Origin of the sequence: Nonomuraea sp. NPDC049421 (genome assembly GCF_040677005.1) — a bacterium.
GTDB classification, from domain to species: domain Bacteria; phylum Actinomycetota; class Actinomycetes; order Streptosporangiales; family Streptosporangiaceae; genus Nonomuraea; species Nonomuraea salmonea.
In genome coordinates, this window is sequence record NZ_JBFAQA010000021.1 from 106,053 (window position 1) to 122,968 (window position 16,916).

Annotated in this window: 16 protein-coding genes and 1 tRNA gene; 10 read left to right on the forward strand and 7 right to left on the reverse strand. The window is 72.0% G+C overall.

What is annotated here, in order from left to right:
- Positions 1-37: 37 nt before the first annotated feature.
- From AB0K18_RS31505 to hutH, 3 genes are read left to right on the forward strand one after another with little or no spacing between them, the layout of a single operon-like run.
- Positions 38-589 (forward strand): hemerythrin domain-containing protein, encoded by a 552-nt coding sequence (locus tag AB0K18_RS31505; RefSeq protein ID WP_364921476.1) that lies wholly within the window; start codon positions 38-40, stop codon positions 587-589.
- A 44-nt stretch (positions 590-633) separates the two neighbouring features.
- Positions 634-1,341, forward strand: a complete 708-nt coding sequence (locus AB0K18_RS31510; RefSeq protein WP_364921479.1) for a helix-turn-helix domain-containing protein — start codon at positions 634-636, stop codon at positions 1,339-1,341.
- A gap of 16 nt (positions 1,342-1,357) precedes the next feature.
- Positions 1,358-2,908: a histidine ammonia-lyase gene (gene hutH / locus AB0K18_RS31515; protein ID WP_364921482.1), complete on the forward strand. Its 1,551-nt coding sequence runs from the start codon at positions 1,358-1,360 to the stop codon at positions 2,906-2,908.
- A gap of 4 nt (positions 2,909-2,912) precedes the next feature.
- Here the strand turns inward: hutH and AB0K18_RS31520 are convergent, their stop codons facing one another.
- Complete coding sequence (locus AB0K18_RS31520; protein ID WP_364921485.1) at positions 2,913-4,079, reverse strand: Rid family hydrolase; 1,167 nt, start codon at positions 4,077-4,079, stop codon at positions 2,913-2,915.
- A 58-nt stretch (positions 4,080-4,137) separates the two neighbouring features.
- Here AB0K18_RS31520 and AB0K18_RS31525 point away from each other — a divergent pair, with 58 nt between their 5' ends.
- From AB0K18_RS31525 to AB0K18_RS31540, 4 genes are all read left to right on the forward strand, one after another.
- The gene (locus tag AB0K18_RS31525; protein WP_364921487.1) at positions 4,138-5,055 is read left to right on the forward strand and encodes a LysR family transcriptional regulator; all 918 of its coding nucleotides are present in this window, start codon (positions 4,138-4,140) and stop codon (positions 5,053-5,055) included.
- Entirely contained in the window at positions 5,022-6,035 is a 1,014-nt protein-coding gene (locus tag AB0K18_RS31530) for a chorismate-binding protein (protein WP_364921490.1), read from the forward strand. The genes AB0K18_RS31525 and AB0K18_RS31530 overlap by 34 nt, the downstream gene beginning before the upstream one ends.
- Positions 6,032-6,862: an aminotransferase class IV gene (locus tag AB0K18_RS31535; RefSeq protein WP_364921492.1), complete on the forward strand. Its 831-nt coding sequence runs from the start codon at positions 6,032-6,034 to the stop codon at positions 6,860-6,862. Before AB0K18_RS31530 ends, AB0K18_RS31535 begins: the two co-directional genes overlap by 4 nt.
- Positions 6,863-6,985: 123 nt before the next feature.
- Positions 6,986-7,498: a hypothetical protein gene (locus AB0K18_RS31540; protein WP_364921494.1), complete on the forward strand. Its 513-nt coding sequence runs from the start codon at positions 6,986-6,988 to the stop codon at positions 7,496-7,498.
- Between the two features lie 33 nt (positions 7,499-7,531).
- Here the strand turns inward: AB0K18_RS31540 and AB0K18_RS31545 are convergent, their stop codons facing one another.
- Complete coding sequence (locus tag AB0K18_RS31545) at positions 7,532-8,923, reverse strand: hypothetical protein (protein ID WP_364921497.1); 1,392 nt, start codon at positions 8,921-8,923, stop codon at positions 7,532-7,534.
- Between the two features lie 173 nt (positions 8,924-9,096).
- Between AB0K18_RS31545 and AB0K18_RS31550 the strand changes: the two genes are divergently transcribed.
- A complete protein-coding gene (locus AB0K18_RS31550; protein WP_364921500.1) occupies positions 9,097-9,636 on the forward strand; it encodes a DUF305 domain-containing protein in 540 nt (179 codons plus the stop codon).
- A gap of 68 nt (positions 9,637-9,704) precedes the next feature.
- Here the strand turns inward: AB0K18_RS31550 and AB0K18_RS31555 are convergent, their stop codons facing one another.
- A complete protein-coding gene (locus AB0K18_RS31555) occupies positions 9,705-10,121 on the reverse strand; it encodes an SsgA family sporulation/cell division regulator (protein ID WP_103958541.1) in 417 nt (138 codons plus the stop codon).
- Between the two features lie 460 nt (positions 10,122-10,581).
- On the opposite strand from AB0K18_RS31555, the gene AB0K18_RS31560 reads away from it, so the two are divergent.
- Positions 10,582-10,656 (forward strand) — tRNA-Val (locus AB0K18_RS31560).
- Between the two features lie 77 nt (positions 10,657-10,733).
- Here AB0K18_RS31560 and AB0K18_RS31565 read toward each other — a convergent pair.
- Together AB0K18_RS31565 and AB0K18_RS31570 are read right to left on the reverse strand one after the other, a co-directional pair.
- Complete coding sequence (locus AB0K18_RS31565) at positions 10,734-11,072, reverse strand: hypothetical protein (protein ID WP_364921502.1); 339 nt, start codon at positions 11,070-11,072, stop codon at positions 10,734-10,736.
- 613 nt (positions 11,073-11,685) lie between these two features.
- On the reverse strand, positions 11,686-12,282 hold the full coding sequence (locus AB0K18_RS31570) for a GntR family transcriptional regulator (RefSeq protein ID WP_364373866.1): 597 nt from the start codon (positions 12,280-12,282) through the stop codon (positions 11,686-11,688).
- 62 nt (positions 12,283-12,344) lie between these two features.
- On the opposite strand from AB0K18_RS31570, the gene aceE reads away from it, so the two are divergent.
- Entirely contained in the window at positions 12,345-14,804 is a 2,460-nt protein-coding gene (gene aceE / locus AB0K18_RS31575; RefSeq protein ID WP_364921505.1) for a pyruvate dehydrogenase (acetyl-transferring), homodimeric type, read from the forward strand.
- A 117-nt stretch (positions 14,805-14,921) separates the two neighbouring features.
- Here aceE and AB0K18_RS31580 read toward each other — a convergent pair whose 3' ends face one another.
- Together AB0K18_RS31580 and AB0K18_RS31585 are read right to left on the reverse strand one after the other, a co-directional pair.
- The gene (locus AB0K18_RS31580; protein WP_364921508.1) at positions 14,922-16,211 is read right to left on the reverse strand and encodes a HAMP domain-containing sensor histidine kinase; all 1,290 of its coding nucleotides are present in this window, start codon (positions 16,209-16,211) and stop codon (positions 14,922-14,924) included.
- Positions 16,208-16,897 (reverse strand): response regulator transcription factor, encoded by a 690-nt coding sequence (locus AB0K18_RS31585; protein WP_364921511.1) that lies wholly within the window; start codon positions 16,895-16,897, stop codon positions 16,208-16,210. Before AB0K18_RS31585 ends, AB0K18_RS31580 begins: the two co-directional genes overlap by 4 nt.
- Positions 16,898-16,916 lie beyond the last annotated feature (19 nt).

The following is a 16,916-nucleotide window of genomic DNA, read 5'->3' on the forward strand; positions in this document are numbered from 1 at the left end:
ACGGCGCCGGGGTAGGGCGCTCGACGTGGCTGAACACGTGGCTGAACACGATGTCATCGAGCTCCTGGTGGCCCAGCACGGGCGGATCAGGGACCTGTTCGACGAGGTGGAGCAGGCGCCGCCGGACAAGGTCGGGGAGGCGTTCGAGCGGTTGACGCGCCTGCTGTCGGTGCACGAGACCGCCGAGGAGGAGATCGTCCACCCGTACGCGCGCAGGAAGCTCGACAACGGCCAAGGTGTGGTGGCCGACCGGCTGGCCGAGGAGAACAAGGCCAAACGCCTCCTCCTCGACCTGCACAAGGCGGGCGTGGACGACGCGCGGTTCTGGGAGGGGCTGGCGGAGCTGCGTACCGCGGTGACGGCGCACGCCCGCAGCGAGGAGCGCTACGAGTTCGCCAAGCTGCGCGCGCGGACGTCGGTGGCGGAGCGGCGGACGATGGCGGCGGCGGTACGCGCGGCCGAGTCGATGGCGCCGACCCGCCCGCATCCCGGCACCGAGTCGATGACCAAGAACGTGCTGATGGGCACGCCCATGGCGGTCATGGACCGGGCCCGCGACATGATCCGCAAGGCGCTGGGAAAACGGTAACCCTTCGACGCGGGACGAAATGTCGGCGTACTAGCGTCGCAGGTATGGAACACATCGCCGCAGACGCCGACATCGCGCCCGTGGCCGCGCTGATCGCGGAGCCGGCGCGGGCCGCGATCCTGACCGCGCTGCTCGGCGGGCGCGCGCTGGCCGCCGGTGAGCTGGCCAGGATGGCGGGGGTGAGCGCCGCCACCGCGAGCGCCCATCTCGCCAGGCTGCTGGACGGCGGGCTGGTGGCCGTCGTCCGCCAGGGCCGCCACCGCTACTACCGCCTGGCCGGTCACGAGATCGCCGAGGTGCTGGAGGTGCTGGCGCGGATCAGCGCCCGCCCGCCGGTGCGCTCGCTGCGCCAGTCGCGGCAGGCCAGGCAACTGGAGGAGGCCCGCACCTGCTACGACCACCTCGCGGGCCGCGCCGGGGTGAGCCTGCTCGACCGGCTCAAGGACGGCGGCCACTACGACGGCCATGACCTGACCGGGCAGGGGGAGCGGCTGCTGTCGCGGCTCGGCGTGGACGTCGCCGGCACGCGCAGGTCGCGGCGGCGCTTCGCGCCCGAGTGCCTGGACTGGACCGAGCGAAGAGCCCACCTCGGCGGCGCCCTCGGCGCGGCGATCACGGAGGTGCTGTTCGAGCGCGACTGGCTGCGCCGGGGCACCGTGCCGAGGGCCGTGACCTTGACGGACGCGGGACGGCAGGGGCTGGCGGAACTCTTCGGAAGTAAGGAGCTAACATCGGGTACGCCGGTTACCTAAGCGAGAGAGACGCACCATGCGCGACAACGAGGTCGTGACCGTCGGCCCAGAACCGCTGACCTTCGACGACGTCATCAGGGTGGCCCGCCACGGCGCCCCCGTACGCCTCAGCGACGACGCCGTCGCCGCCATCGCCGCCGCCCGGCAGCGAGTGGACGAGCTCGCCGAGACCCCCGTCCCCCACTACGGCATCTCCACCGGGTTCGGCGCCCTCGCCACCCGGCACATCGACCCGGCGCTGCGCGCCCAGCTCCAGCGCTCCCTCGTCCGCTCGCACGCGGCCGGCAGCGGCCCCGAGGTGGAGACCGAGGTGGTGCGCGCCCTCATGCTGCTGCGCCTGCACACCCTGGCCACCGGCCACACCGGCATCAGGCCGACCACCGCCAAGACGCTGGCCGCGCTCATCAGCTCGGGCATCACGCCGATCGTGCACGAGTACGGCAGCCTCGGCTGCTCGGGCGACCTGGCGCCGCTGGCGCACGTGGCGCTGACGCTCATGGGTGAGGGCGTCGTCAGGGACGCGTCGGGCGCGGTGCAGCCTGCCGCGGAGGCGCTCAAGCAGGCCAGGATCGACCCGGTCGAGCTGGCCGCCAAAGAGGGCCTGGCGCTGATCAACGGCACCGACGGCATGCTGGGCATGCTCATCCTCGCCATCCACGACCTCACCGAGCTGGTCAGGACCGCCGATGTGAGCGCCGCGATGAGCGTCGAGGCGCTGCTCGGCACCGACCGGGTGTTCGCGCCCGAGTTGCAGGAGCTGCGCCCGCACCCGGGCCAGGCGCGCTCGGCCGCGAACATGGTGAAGGTGCTGCGCGGCTCCGGCATCATGGCCAGCCATCGCGACCCGGCCGCCTGCACGCGCGTGCAGGACGCGTACTCGCTGCGCTGCGCCCCGCAGGTGGCGGGCGCGGCCCGCGACACGATCGCGCACGCCGCCTCGGTCGCCGGGTGGGAGCTGGCCAGCGCCGTGGACAACCCGGCCGTGCTGGCCGACGGCCGGGTCGAGTCCAACGGCAACTTCCACGGGGCGCCGCTGGCGTACGTGCTGGACTTCCTGGCGATCGTGGCGGCCGACCTCGCCTCGATGGCGGAGCGGCGTACCGACCGGTTCCTCGACGTGGCCCGCAACCACGGCCTGCCGTCCTTCCTCGCCGACGACCCCGGCGTCGACTCAGGCCACATGATCGCCCAGTACACCCAGGCCGCCCTGGTCTCCGAGCTCAAGCGGCTGGCCGTGCCCGCCAGCGTCGACTCCATCCCCAGCTCGGCCATGCAGGAGGACCACGTCTCCATGGGCTGGTCGGCGGCGCGCAAGCTGCGCAAGTCGGTGGACGGGCTCACCCGGGTGCTGGCCGTCGAGGTGCTGACCGCCGCCCGCGCGATCGACCTGCGCGCCCCGCTGGAGCCCGCCCCCGCGACGGCCGCCGTCGTACGGGCGCTGCGCGAGACCGTGCCCGCCCCCGGCCCCGACCGGTTCCTGGCCCCCGAGATCGAGGCCGCGGTCCGGCTGGTCGCCGAGGGCGGCGTGGTCGCCGCCGCCGAGTCCGTGACGGGGCCGCTGGACTGACCGCCTACCGGTGCGGCAGCGCCACGATCAGGTCCACCTCCAGGCGCAACCCCGGCATGAACAGCCTCGACACCTCCACCGTCGTGCTGGCCGGGGGAGTGCCGGTGAGATAGCGGCGGCGTACCGCGCCGTAGGCGAGCCGGTCGTCCATGTCCGTCAGGTACGTGCGGATGAACGCCACGTCCTCGAACGTCGCGCCCTGGTCCTCGAGGATCCGCGCGATGACCTGGAAGACGTGCTCGGCCTGCTCCTCCATGGTCTCTCCGACCACCTGCCCGCGCTCGTCGAAGGCGGCCTGGCCGGAGATGTAGAGCATGTCGCCGACGCGGCTGGCGTGCGAGTACGCGCCGTTCGTGGCGGGGATCGTCGGCAGGTTGAGCGGCACCGCCCGATGGACGGCCGCCCCGCTCACAGGCCCGGCGAGGTGGGTGGCGATGGCCGTCAGGTCGTGGCCGCCCAGGCCGGCCGCCTCGGCCTCCTGGAGGCGGGCGCGGGCGGCGGTGGCCAGGGTGGCGTCCTGCCAGGCGCCCAGCGCCAGATCCTTGGCCGCGTGGCCGAGCGAGTAGCGGGTCTGCGCGGCCGGGGTGCGCAGCCGCTCGGCCAGCGCGCCGAGAGGGGTCCCTCCCAGCACGTCCGCCAGGGCGTCGTGATCCACGCCGTGCGCCTTCCCGTACGCGAACGTCTCGGCGAGCAGCACCTGGGCGGGCACGAGCGCGCTCATGACGGCGATCTTCATGGCCGCGCCCGCCCCCAGCGGGCCCAGCTCGCGCACCTGCCCGAAGACCGACAGCACCTCCCGGCACCCCGAGACGTCACCGCCCGCCAGCACGGTCAGCGTGCCGCCGGCCGCGGGCACCACGCTGCCCAGCACCGGCGCGTCCACCAGGTTCACCGACGGCGGGAGCAGCGCGCGCAGCTCGCGCACCGCCTGCGGGCCGATCGTGGACATCTCCACGACGGTCGTCCCCGGCCGCAGCCCCTGTCGTGCGGCCGTCAGCACCTCGCGGACCGCGGCCGGGTCGCTGAGCATGGTGATGACCAGCTCCGCGCCCTCCACGGCGGCGGCCACAGGGCCGTCCGCCCGCCGCCACGTCGTCACCTTGTGCCCGGCGTCCACGAGCCGCCGGGCCATGGGGACGCCCATGCGTCCCTGTCCCAGAAAAGTGATCACGGCTCCGAGTGAAGCCGACCACTTGGTATTCCACCAACAACTTGATTGCATGGCCGCCATGCACGACACGAATGCCTTCGACACCGGCACGCTCCGGCTGTTCGACGAGGTGGCGCGGAGCGGGTCCATCACCGCCGCCGCGGAGCTGCTCGGCTACACCCAGTCGGCGCTCTCGCGGCGCATCGCCGCACTCGAACGCGCCGCGGGCGGGCCGCTGTTCGAACGCCTGCCGCGCGGCGTCCGCCTGACCCCCGCTGGCGCGGCCCTGCACCGGCACGCCGTCGCCGTGCTCGACCGGCTCGGCCGGGCGGGCGAGGAACTGGCCGCCATCCACCGGGGCGAGGGCGGGCAGCTGCGGGTCGGCTCGTTCGCCACCGCCAACGTCGCGCTCGTGCCGCACGCGCTCAGGCGGTTCGCGGCGCGGCGGCCCGGCGTCGAGCTGCGCCTGACCGAGGGGCTCAGCGCGCCGCTGGTCGAGCGGCTGCACGCCGGAGCGCTCGACGTCGCGGTGATCAGCGACTACCCGGCCGGGCTGCCCGCCGAGGAGACGCGGACGGTCCCGCTGCTGGCCGACCGGCTGCTCGTCGCGCTGCCCGCCGGGCACCGCCTGGCCGCCGAGCCCGACGTGGACCTGCGCGACCTCGCGGAGGAGACGTGGATCGAGGCCGCCCCGCGCGGTCAGCCGACGCTGCTGCTGCGGGCGTGCGCGGCGGCCGGGTTCACCCCGCGCGGCGGGCTGCGGGTGGCCGAGTGGTCGGGCAAGTTCGGGTTCGTCGCGGCGGGGCTCGGGGTGACGCTGGTGCCGGAGCTGGCAGCGGGAGCCGTACCGGCCGGGCTGGTCCTCAAACCCCTCAGGGGTACGGAGCCCGCACGCAAGGTCTACGCGGCCCTGCCCGATACGCCACTGCCCGCCGCGCTGGAGCTGGTCGAAATGCTGGGACAATGGGAGATGTGTACCGCGATTACGCCCACTTAGGACACGTTCTCGCCACCGGGCTGCGTGACGTGACCTCCGACCTCGCCGCGCTCGACGGCGAGGGCTGGTGGGCCGTCGTCGTCGACTACGAGGGCAAGGTGACGTGCGCCCGGTTCGACCACGTCCGCCCGGCGCCCCTGCCCACGCCCTCGGGGCCGTGGCGCGGCCCGCGTCCCGGCCAGTGGCGCAGCTCGCTCGACCGCGCCGCGTACGAGCGGGGCGTCCAGGCCATCCGCGCCTACATCGAGCAGGGCGAGGTCTACCAGGCCAACCTCTGCCGCGTCCTGACCGCGCCGCTCGCCTCCGACGCCGACCCGCTCGCCCTGGCGGCCCGGCTGGCGGCGGGCAACCCGGCCAAGTACGGCGGCGTGATCAGCCTGCCCGGCCTGAGCGTCGTCACGGCCTCGCCCGAGCTCTACCTGTCGCGCGACGGCGACGTCGTGGAGTCGCGCCCGATCAAGGGCACCGGCGTCACGGAGGCCGACCTGCTCGACAAGGACTACGCCGAGAACGTCATGATCGTCGACCTGGTCCGCAACGACCTGGGCAGGGTCGCCGAGGTCGGCTCGGTCGAGGTGCCCGCGCTGTGCGTGGCCGAGGAATACCCCGGCTCCGTCCACCTCGTCTCCACCGTGCGCGCCAGGCTCCAGGCGGGCGTGGGCTGGCCGGAGCTGTTCGAGGCGACGTTCCCGCCCGGGTCCGTCACGGGCGCGCCCAAGTCGTCGGCCCTGCGCATCATCAATGAGCTCGAACCAGCACCGCGCGGCCCGTACTGTGGGGCCGTGGGCTGGGTCGACGCCGACCGAGGCAGGGCGGCGCTGGCCGTAGGCATCAGAACATTCCAGATCTCGGCCGGCGAGATCCGGTTCGGCACGGGAGCGGGCATCACCTGGGGCAGCGACCCCGGGCGCGAATGGCTCGAGACCGAGCTCAAGGCAGCCAGGCTGATCGCGCTGGCATCACAGGAGGAAACTGCATGAACATCCCTGTCTGGGTCAACGGGGAGCTGATCGACCCCGCTGAGGCCACCGTCTCGGTCTTCGACCACGGGCTCATGGTCGGCGACGGCGTCTTCGAGACCATCAAGATCGTGAACGGCAAGTCGTTCGCCCTCACCCGCCACCTCGATCGGCTCACCCTCTCCGCCCAGCGCATGGATCTGCCCGAGCCCGACGTCGAGGACATCGCCGCCGGCATCGACAAGCTGCTCGACGCCGCCCCCGCCTGGGAGCTGGGCCGCATCCGCGTCACCTACACCAGCGGCCCCGGCCCCCTCGGCTCCGACCGCGGCGACCAGGGCACCACCAGCGTCGTCATCGTGGACGAGCAGAAGCCCTTCCCCGCCACCGCGAACGTCGCCGTCGTCCCCTGGCCGCGCAACGAGCGCGGCGCCCTGGCCGGCGTCAAGAGCACCTCCTACGGCGACAACGCCAAGGCCCTGCTGCACGCCAAGCGGCGCGGCGGCGGCGAGGCGATCTTCGGCAACCTGGCGGGCGACCTGTGCGAGGGCACCGGCTCCAACATCTTCGTCGTCCGCGACGGCCGCCTGCTCACCCCCACCCTCGCCTCCGGCTGCCTGGCCGGCGTCACCCGCGCGCTGGTGCTCGAATGGTGCGGCGCCGAAGAGGCGGACGTCCCCCTCCAGGCCCTGTACGAAGCCGACGAGGCGTTCCTCACCTCCACCACCCGCGACGTGCAGCCGATCAAGCTCGTCGACGACACCGAGCTGCCCGCCGCCCCCGGCCCCATCACCACCAAGGCCATGCGGATCTTCGCCGAGCGTTCCGCCGCCGACCTCAACCCGTGACCCAGGCCGCCCCGTCGTGACGCGCGGCGGGGCCGGACCGTTTTCGCATACCGCTCGGGGGTAGCGCGATCGCGGGGTTACGCTTGCGCTGCAGATGACGCCCGAAGCGAATGAGGGTTCGCTATGAGTGGGGAAGGCGGCGCCTGCGTGCCGCCGATCGCGAAACTGGGCGCGATCGTCACCGTGGAGCGGGTGCTCGCCCGCACGCCCGCGCTCGCCGTGCTGCTGCCGATGATCCAGGTCTACGACGTCGGCTGCCTGCTCAACCTCGACGTCGTGGCCCGCGACGCCGCCGCGCCGCCCGGCCTCGCGCTGCAGCTCGACACGGCGTTCTCCGGCGAGGAGAGCACGTCGCTGCACCTCGTGCTGCGCTATCCGGGCGGCGCCGAGGTGCACTCCGACCACGACGGCGACTGCGCGCCGCCGAACCTGTCGTGGTTCCCCGGCGGCGTGCGCGGCGACGCCTCCCACACGCTGTACCACATGCCGCTGTGGCTGTTCCCGCTGCCGCCGCCCGGCGAGCTGCTGCTCATCCTGGAGTGGCCGTGGGCCCGCATCGAACCCACGGCCGTCACGCTGGACGGCGCCGCCATCGCCCGCGCCGCCAGGCGCTCGTCGTCCTGCTGGCCCGCCTGACCGCCCGCCTGACCGCCCGCCTGACCGCCGGGGTCAGTACGACTGCTGCGTCTGGACGTTGAAGTCGTCCATCTTCACCTTCGCCGCCGGGTCGGTGAGCGGGTCGTCGATCTTCAGCACGTCCAGGCCGGCCCTGATGTCGCTGGAGTAGATGTAGCCGTTGTAGTAGTACGCCGACCACGTGCCCGCGATGCCGTCGCCCGGGAACGGCCCGCGGTCGAAGAACCCGATCTCCTTCGGGGCCGCCGAGTCGGTGAAGTCCCAGATGGACACGCCGCCCTGGTACCACGACTGCACCATGACGTCCTTGCCCGGCACCGGGATGAGCGAGCCGTTGTGTGCGACGCAGTTCTCGTTCTGCTGCTGCTCGCGCGGGATCTTGAAGTAGCCGCGCTTCTCCAGCCGGTCGCCCACCAGGTCGTAGATGGCGTTCGCGCCCTTGGTCTGCGGCGTGTTGCGGTCGCAGGTGGCCTGGCTGCCGCCGCCCAGCTCGTCGCCGAAGACGACCTTCGTCCCCTCGTTGTTGAACGTCGCCGAGTGCCAGATCTGGAAGTTCTCGGTGTCGGTGAGCTCCTGCAGGACCCGCGGGTTGACCGGGTCGCTGATGTCGAGCAGCACGCCGTCGCCGAAGCAGGCCGCCGCGGCCACCTTCTTCTCCGGGTAGGCGGTGATGTCGTGGCAGCCGGAGTCGAGGTCGCTGGTCGCGCGGTCGGGGAACAGGTTCGGCTTGGCGACCACCTTCGCGTTCTCCGGGGCCGCCAGGGGGACTTCCACGATCTGCAGCAGCTCGTGCGGGGACGGGCACGTGGGGGAGTCGGGCTCGGGGCCGGGCGAGGAGACGTACACGTAGAGCGTCTCACCGGCCGGGACCATCGTGTGGGTGTGCGAGCCGCACTCGGTCTGGACGGCGCCGACGTACCGCGGGCTCCGCTTGTCGCTGACGTCGAAGATCCGCAGGCCCTCCCACGCGCGGGGGCCGTCGGCGGCGTCGCACTCGGGGCCCGCGCGCGGCTCGTCGATCGACAGGATCAGCAGGTCACCGTGGATCGTGACGTCGTTCTGCTGGGCCGGGCAGGAGACCTGGCTGACCACCCTGGGCTTCTCCGGATCGCCGATGTCGTAGATGGCGAAACCGCCGAAGTTGCCCACGTACGCGTAGTCGCCCTGGAAGGCGAGATCGGTGTTGAAGTCCTCCTCGCCGTTCAGCGGGGCGGTCCGCGGCACATTGGCGACATGCCGGACATTGGGGCTGGTCTGCGCGCCGCTCCCCTTCCGGGAGCCGGTCGTGGCCGGTGCGGGCTCGGCGGAGGGCGCCGCTTCCGGTTCGGCGGCGGGCGCCGCGGCGCAGGCGGAGGCCAGGACCAGCACCGCCGACACCAGCGTGGCCCGCAGCGTGGTGCCGCGCACCTTGGTACCGCGCGACATGGCGAAGATCAACGCGCATCCCCTTTGTCTCGTAGCTCACTATGGAAGCTATGTCAGCAGAATCGGGGACGCGTACGGTAATCGTCACACTTATGGCGACATTTGCTCTTGCGGGATGTTCGCAGGAGCCCACCGCGCCGGCCGGGCCGTCACCCGTGGGCACGGAGGCGCCGGTGATCGTGCCAGGCAGCCCCGGGGCTCCGGCCCGCACCGCCCGGCCGGGGGAGCGGGTCGGGCGCACGCCGTCGGCCGCCGTCGCCGCCGACGTGCGCTTCGCCGAGGGCATGATCCCGCATCACCGCCAGGCGCTGGAGATGACCGCGCTGGTCGAGGCCCGTACGACGACCGGGAGCATCCGCTCGCTGGCCCGCCAGATCTCCGCCGCCCAGACGCCGGAGATCAAGGTCATGACGAACTGGCTCGCCGAGCTCGGCCGCCGCGTCCCCGCAGGGCACGACCACACGCAGGGGGCCGCGTACGGGATGGCCACCCAGGAGCAGCTGAACGCGCTGCGCAGCGCCAGGGACGGCGTCTTCGACCGCCTGTTCCTGCAGCTCATGACCCGCCACCACGAGGGCGCGGTCAAGATGGCCGGCGAGCAGCTGGCCGGCGGGCGCGACCAGCGCATGCGGCTGCTCGCCAAGGACGTCTACTCGGGGCAGAGCATCGAGATCGCGCGGATGCGACGGGTGCTGGAGTCGCTGCCGGCGTAAGGGGCCCCTGCATGATCACGTCCGGCGTTCCTGGGGGAGATCGCCGGACGACGTGCCGCCTTCTTCGGTCAGGACGGCCAGAGCATGTTGGTCAGCTCGGCGTCGAGGTCCATGTAGTCGGTCTCGCGACCGGCCGGGACCTTCTCGTACGTGCGGTGCAGGAACTCCGTGAGCGGGGCCAGCGGCACCTCGAACAACGCCTGCCCGAACGGGGAGGTGAGGCTGATGTGCAGGGTGCGCTCGCCGTCGGCGCGCGCGGGCCACACCTGCACGTCGCCGTCACCGACACGCCGAACGATGCCCACGGTGAGCAACTCGCGGGCGAAGATCCACTCGACCGGCTCGTCGTTCCCTACGTGGAAGGCCATGCGGATGGCGTACGGATCGTCGGCTGTGTAGCTCAGCCCGGCGAGCAGGGGGACGGTAGTACGGTCGGGGACCACAAGCCGAAGGCCAAGCTCGGCGGAGACGGTGGTGCTGTTCATCGTCAGCCAAACCTTTTCGTCGTAGGTCCCCTCTTCGGGGCTTTCACTGCTCTGACGGACTTCGTCCGGAGCTATGACGCGGAACGAAGAAACCTGTAGGAAAGATTCCGCCCCAGGGGCCTTCTGTAACGCACATCACAGCTGGACATTTAGGCATCTACCAGGCTAAACGGCATCAATCGGGTCGTATTTACAAGGGTTTTGCGTGCTGTGGAGCCTGCCCCGGACGCGCCGTCCATGAACGTTTCCCGCTCAAGATCCTGGCCGAAGATCGTGGCCGATGCTTCCCGGACAGGACGATGGTATGCCACACGCCCGCCGCGCCGGTGGGCAACCGCCGCGTTTCACCCGAATCCCTCTGACGCGGCCCACGGCGGGCCTCCCCGGGCTATTGGTTTCGCCGTACGTCCCGGAGTACGGTATGGTTTTCCCCGTCGGAACCGCAAGGGGCCGGCAGGGCGGGCGATTAGCTCAGCGGGAGAGCGCTTCGTTCACACCGAAGAGGTCACTGGTTCGATCCCAGTATCGCCCACCACAGCCCAGAGGCCATTCGCGATCACGCGGATGGCCTCTTTTGATCTCCTGGGCCGATTGATACCGGCCTGACGGTCGTCATAGCTGGGCTCTCGCCTCCTCGACATGGCGGAGTATGCCGTGGGTGGGGGCGGGGGTGGGGGTGGCGAGTGAGGTGGCTTCGTCGAGGAGTGCCAGCGCTTCGTCGCGGTGGCCTTCCGCGGCGGTGAGGTGGGCCAGGCCGATGAGGTTGGCGGCGACGCCGGGGAGGAAGCCGATCTTCCGGCGGAGGTGGGTCGATTCCTCCAGTCGTTCCCGTGCTCGCCCCAGGCGGCCCGCTTTGTGGTCCGCCATGCACAGGTGCCGGAGGGCGTAGGACGCGGTCAGGGCGTCGCCGGCTCGCACGGCCTTCTGGTGGGACTGTTCGAGCGCGGGCACTGCGGTGGCGTCGTCGTCCCGTACGACCTGGTGGAAGCATCCGATCCAGAACAGGGCCTCCGCCTCGCCGCGCGCGTCCCCCAGGTTTCGGTGGAGTTCGGCTGCGCGCTCGAACAGGCTCAGCTCCTGAGGGGTCCTCGTGGCCGTCGTCCAGGAACCGGGCGTGCGGGATGCGGCCTCGCGCGAGGGCCAGGTCCGCCTCCACCGCGTCGAGCTGCCGCTCGGCCGTCCCTATGGCGTCGGTGTCGCCTCCGAAGACTGCCTGTTCGTAGAGCAGCCTGGCCTGCTCGATGCGGTCGTCCGCGCTCATTTCGCCCCTTTGCCGCTTTCCGCCGACTTATGGAACCCTAATAGGGGAAGGCGGTATTCGCTGGTCCTTTTTCGCGGGCTCGTGTGCGCCGGTCGCGGGATTTCGTATTCCTTCCCTCGGGCCCATGATCATGGCTTCGCGGCCGGTGGTGACGCTGGTCGAGCGCCTGTCCGATCGGCCTCGTCCTGAGTCGCTCTCGTTCATGGGCGCCGTCGAGGATGGCGATGAGAAAGGCGGTCGCCGGGCGATTCGGAGGGTGTTGAGACGGCTCTGGCCGGAGTGAATTGTGCTGAATGCCCCGGGTCAGGGGGCGTAGGCGAGGACGTGGTTTCTTATCAGGACGGGCAGGGCGGGGTCGTCGCGTTCGATGGCCTCCACCAGGGGCTCGTGGTCCAAAGCGTTCTCGTGGGGGCGCAGGCCCAGCAGGCGGATCGACAGGTGGGTCCAGACCTCGACGCCCAGCGACTCCCATACCGACAGCAGCACCTCGTTGCCGGCCGCCGCGACGATCTCGCGGTGGAAGGCGACGCCGTGGCGGACCTGGTCGGTGCGGGAGCCGGTGGCGATGGCCTGCCGCAGGTGGGCTAGGTTGTCTCGGAGCGCGTCGGGGGAGGGGCGGCCGAGACGGACGGCGGTCTCCTCGAGGCCGGCTCGCACCTGGTAGACCTCACGCAGGTCGGCCTCGGTGAAGCCGCGCACCTGCGCGCCCTTGTTAGGGGAGGTTTCGATCAGGCGCAGTGTCTCCAGCTCGCGCAGCGCCTCGCGGACCGGGGCCTGGCTGACGCCGAGCTCCGCCGCGAGCCGGCGCTCGACGATGCGATCGCCGGGCGCCCACCGGCCGTCGATCAGGCCCTCGATGATCGAGGATCTGATCCGGTCGCGCAGCGGGACCCTCACCACCGGTTTCACGCCACGATCCTAGCCGTCTTCGCACATGGGATGATCGATCATAGGATGGATGTATGGAGACAGACTGGGACCCCCAAGAGACGGCGGAATGGCTGGAGTCGCTCGAAGCCGTCCGCCGGGAGGCCGGCCCCGACCGGGCCGAGTTCCTGCTGCGGCGGCTGGCCACGAGCAGCCGCTACGTCAACACGGTGCCGACCGATGACGAGCCCGACTACCCGGGTGATCTTGAGCTGGAGGAGCGCGTAGCGGCGTACGACCGCTGGAACGCCGCCGCGATGATCACCAGGGGCAGCAAGCTGGGGCTCGGCGGCCACCTGTCCACCTACGCCTCGGCCGCCTGGCTCTACGAGGTCGGCTTCAACCACTTCTTCAACGGCGAGCACGACCAGGTCTACTTCCAGGGTCACGCCTCGCCGGGGATCTACGCCCGCGCCTTCCTGGAGGGCCGGCTGAGTGAGGAGCGGCTCGACCTGTTCAGGCGGGAGCCGGACGGCGGCCTGCCGTCCTACCCGCACCCGAGGGCGATGCCGGGGTTCTGGCAGTTCCCGACCGTGTCGATGGGGCTGGGGCCGCTCAACGCGGTCTATCAGGCCCGGTTCAACCGCTACCTGCTCAACCGCGGCATCAAGGACACCTCGACCTCCCACGTGTGGGCGTTCCTGGGCGACGGCGAGATGGACGAGCCCGAGGCCACGGCGGCGCTGACGCTGGCCGCGCGCGAGGGCCTCGACAACCTCACGTTCGTCATCAACTGCAACCTGCAGCGGCTCGACGGCCCCGTACGCGGCAACACCCGCATCGTGCAGGAGCTGGAGGGCGTCTTCAGGGGTGCGGGCTGGAACGTGGTCAAGGCGCTGTGGGGCCGCGACTGGGACCCGCTGCTCCAGAACGACGAGCTGGTGGCGCGGCTGTCGGAGACCCCCGACGGCCAGTTCCAGACGTTCGCCGCCTCGTCGGGCGGCTACATCCGCGAGAAGCTGTTCCACGGCATCGAGGTGCCCCACTCCGACGAGGAGCTGCGCCGGATCGTCGGCGGCTCGCGGGCGGGCCACGAGCCGCGCAAGGTGTACGCCGCCTACCGCCGCGCGCTCGACCACCAGGGCGGCCCGACGGTGATCCTCGTCCAGACGGTCAAGGGGTGGACGCTGGGCGCGGGCGTCGAGGCGCGCAACGCCAACCACCAGATGAAGAAGCTCTCCCAGGACGAGTTCCGCGACCTGCGCGACCGCCTGGGCCTGCCGATCAGCGACGCCGCGCTCGACGGCGACCTGCCCCCGTACGCGCACCCCGGCCCCGACTCGCCCGAGGCCCGCTACGTGGCCGAGCGGCGCGCAGCGCTGGGCGGCCCGGTGCCGTCGCGGAAGGTGTCCCACCACCCGCTGGCGGCTCCCGACGCGCGTCCCTTCGACAAGCTGGCCAAGGGCTCGGCGCAGTCGGTGGCGACCACGATGGCGTTCGTGCGGCTGGTGAAGGACCTCATGCGGGAGCCGGAGACGGGCCGCCGCTGGGTGCCGATCGTGCCCGACGAGGCCAGGACGTTCGGCATGGAGTCGCTCTTCCCGTCGGCGAAGATCTACTCGCCGCTCGGTCAGCGCTACGAATCCGTCGACCGGGACCTGCTGCTCGCCTACACCGAGTCCACCGAGGGGCAGATCCTGCTGGAGGGCATCACCGAGGCCGGCTCGATGGCGTCGTTCACCGCCGCCGCCTCCAGCTACGCCACCCACGGCGAGCCGATGATCCCGTTCTACATCTTCTACTCGATGTTCGGCTGGCAGCGGACCGGCGACCAGATGTGGGCGCTGGCCGACCAGCTCGGCCGGGGCTTCCTCGTCGGCGCGACGGCGGGCCGCACCACCATGACGGGTGAGGGGCTGCAGCACGCCGACGGGCACTCCCAGCTCATCGCCTCGACCAACCCGGCGTGCCTGGCGTACGACCCGGCGTTCGCGTACGAGGTGGGCGTGATCGTCCGCGACGGCCTGCGGCGCATGTACGGCGAGGCCGGCGAGGACGTGTTCTACTACCTGACCGTCTACAACGAGCCCAAGCCGCAGCCCGCCATGCCGGAGGGCGTCGAGGAGGGCATCGTCAAGGGCATGTACCGCTTCTCCGAGGGCGGCGGGCAGGCGCAGCTGCTGGCCAGCGGCACCGCCATCCACTGGGCGCTGGCGGCGCAGGAGCTGCTGCGCGAGGAGTACGGCATCGGCGTGGACGTCTGGTCGGTCACCTCGTGGAGCGAGCTGCGCAGGGACGCCATGACGGCGACCGGCGTGCCGTACGTCCAGGAGGCCCTGGCCGGGGCGCGCGGGCCGGTGATCGCGGTCAGCGACTGGATGCGGGCGGTGCCCGACCAGATCGCCCCCTGGGTACGTCAGCCGTGGACCTCGCTCGGCACCGACGGCTTCGGCCTGTCGGGCACCCGCGAGTCGGTGCGCGAGCACTTCGGCGTGGACCCGCGCTCGATCGCGGACGCGGTGCTCAAGGCCGTACAGGAGGAGTCCGGCGCCTGAGCCGGCATCGTCAGGCCGGGCCCGAAGGCAGGGGCCCGGCCTGGCATCGGAGGCGAGGGGTCCTCGTTGACGCCGGAGGGTCCCAGGAGCCGGGCTGAGCCCCGGCCCCGACGGCGTTCAGGGTTTCGAGGCCGGTTCCGGGCGGGGTTCGGCGGTGAGTCCGTGGTGGTGGGCGGGCAGGCGCACGGTGAAGGCCGCGCCTTGGCCCGGCCGCCCGTCCGCGGTGATCGTGCCGTGATGGCCCTCCACGACCTCCCGTACGAGCGCCAGCCCCAGCCCGAACCCGGTCCCCTCGAACCTGCCGAACAACCGCTCGGTGTCCTCCGGGTCGAGGCCGACCCCGTCGTCCTCGACGGTGAGCAGCACGACGCCGGGCTCGCACGACAGCCGCATCCTGATGTGGCCGCCCGGCCCGGTGTGGCCGAGCGCGTTGTCGAGCAGCGCGGAGACGACCCTGCGCAGGGCCGACTCGACACCGCGTACGACGTGGTCGCCGGGCCCGTCGCAGCGCACCTGCACGTCCACGCCGCGGGCGGCGGCCCGCGCGCCGTCGGCCGCGGCCATCTCGGCGGCCAGGACGGCGAGGTCCACCGGCCCGAACGGCCGCCGCAGGTGCTGGAACTGGGCGGAGCACAGCAGGTCCTCCACCACCTCGCCGAGCTGCCTGGTGCCGGTGACGAGGTGATCGGCCTCATCGATGAGCAGGATCGGGTCGGTGCCGCCGCGCAGCCGCCTGGACAGCAGCTGGGCGCGGGTGTTCAGCCGGGTCAGCGGGGTGCGCAGCTCGTGGCTGACGTCGGCGGCGAAGCGCCGCTGCCGGGCCATCGCCTCGCCCAGCGGCGCGATGGCGCGGCGGGCCACGACCTGGCCGACGACCAGCGCGGCCAGCAGCCCGGCCACCTCGGCGCCGAGCAGCGTATGCAGCAGCCGCTGCCGCTCCGACACCTGGTAACGCAGGTCGAGCGCGGCCTGCACGATGGTGTCGCCCCGGCGGCGGGTGTGCACGAGATACTCCTGGCCGGCCACCGTGACCTGCACGGTCTCCTCGGGAACGCCGCCGGAGACGTGGTTGATGGAGCCGCGCAGGGGCAGCTCGGCGGGCGCGCCGGGCGAGGCGGCGATGCTGCCGTCGGAGCGCAGCTGGTACAGCCAGACGCAGGGCGGCGGGTACGCCACCGGCGAGCGCGCGGCCGTGACCGCCAGGTCGCGCATCGCGGCGGTGCCCTGGCTGTGCACCATCGCGCACCACACCAGCACGCCGACCAGCGCCAGCACCACCGAGAACGCGCCCGCCACCTGCACGGTGACCCGGCGGCGGGCCCGTCTCAGCAGGCGGCGGCCAGGATCGGGCTCCGGCTCAGGACGCCGCCCCGGGTCGGCCGGGCGGTGCGGCGCGATGACGCTCACAGCGCGCCCAGGCGGTAGCCCACGCCGTGTACGGTGCTCACCACGCCCGCGCCCAGCTTGCTGCGCAGGTAGTACACGTAGGTATCCACGATCGACTCCTTCTTCGCCCCGTCGAAGACCTGCTGGCGCAACGCCCTGCGGGTGTGCACCTGGCTCGGGCGCGCGGCCAGCGCGCTGAGCAGCCGGCACTCCTGCCCCGACAGCATCACCTGCTCGCCGCTGGGCAGCCGGACGATGTGCGACTCCGCGTCCAGCCAGCCCTCGCCCAGCGGCAGCAGCGTGGCCATGTCGAGGTTGCGGCGGTGCAGCGCCCGTACCCTGGCCAGGAGCTCGTCGATGTCGAAGGGCTTGACGAGATAGTCCTCCGCGCCGGCGTCGAGCCCGGTGACCCGGTCGGCCACCGAGCCGAACGCCGTCAGCAGCAGCACCGGAGTGGTGACCGCCTGCCGCCGCAGCCGCCGCAGCAGGTCGATGCCGTCCATCGAGGGCAGGCCGCGATCGACGATGAGCACGTCGTACGCGCGGCTCAGCCCAAGGTGCAGCCCCCGCTGTCCCTCCAGCGCCAGGTCGACCGTGTAACCCTGTTCGGTGAACAGGTCGACCAGCATCGGCCCCAGTTCGCGGTCGTCCTCGACGAGCAGCAGCCGACGGGAGGGCGGGTCGGCCGTGCCTGAAGTCCCAGCCACGGCACCACGGTTACACCAC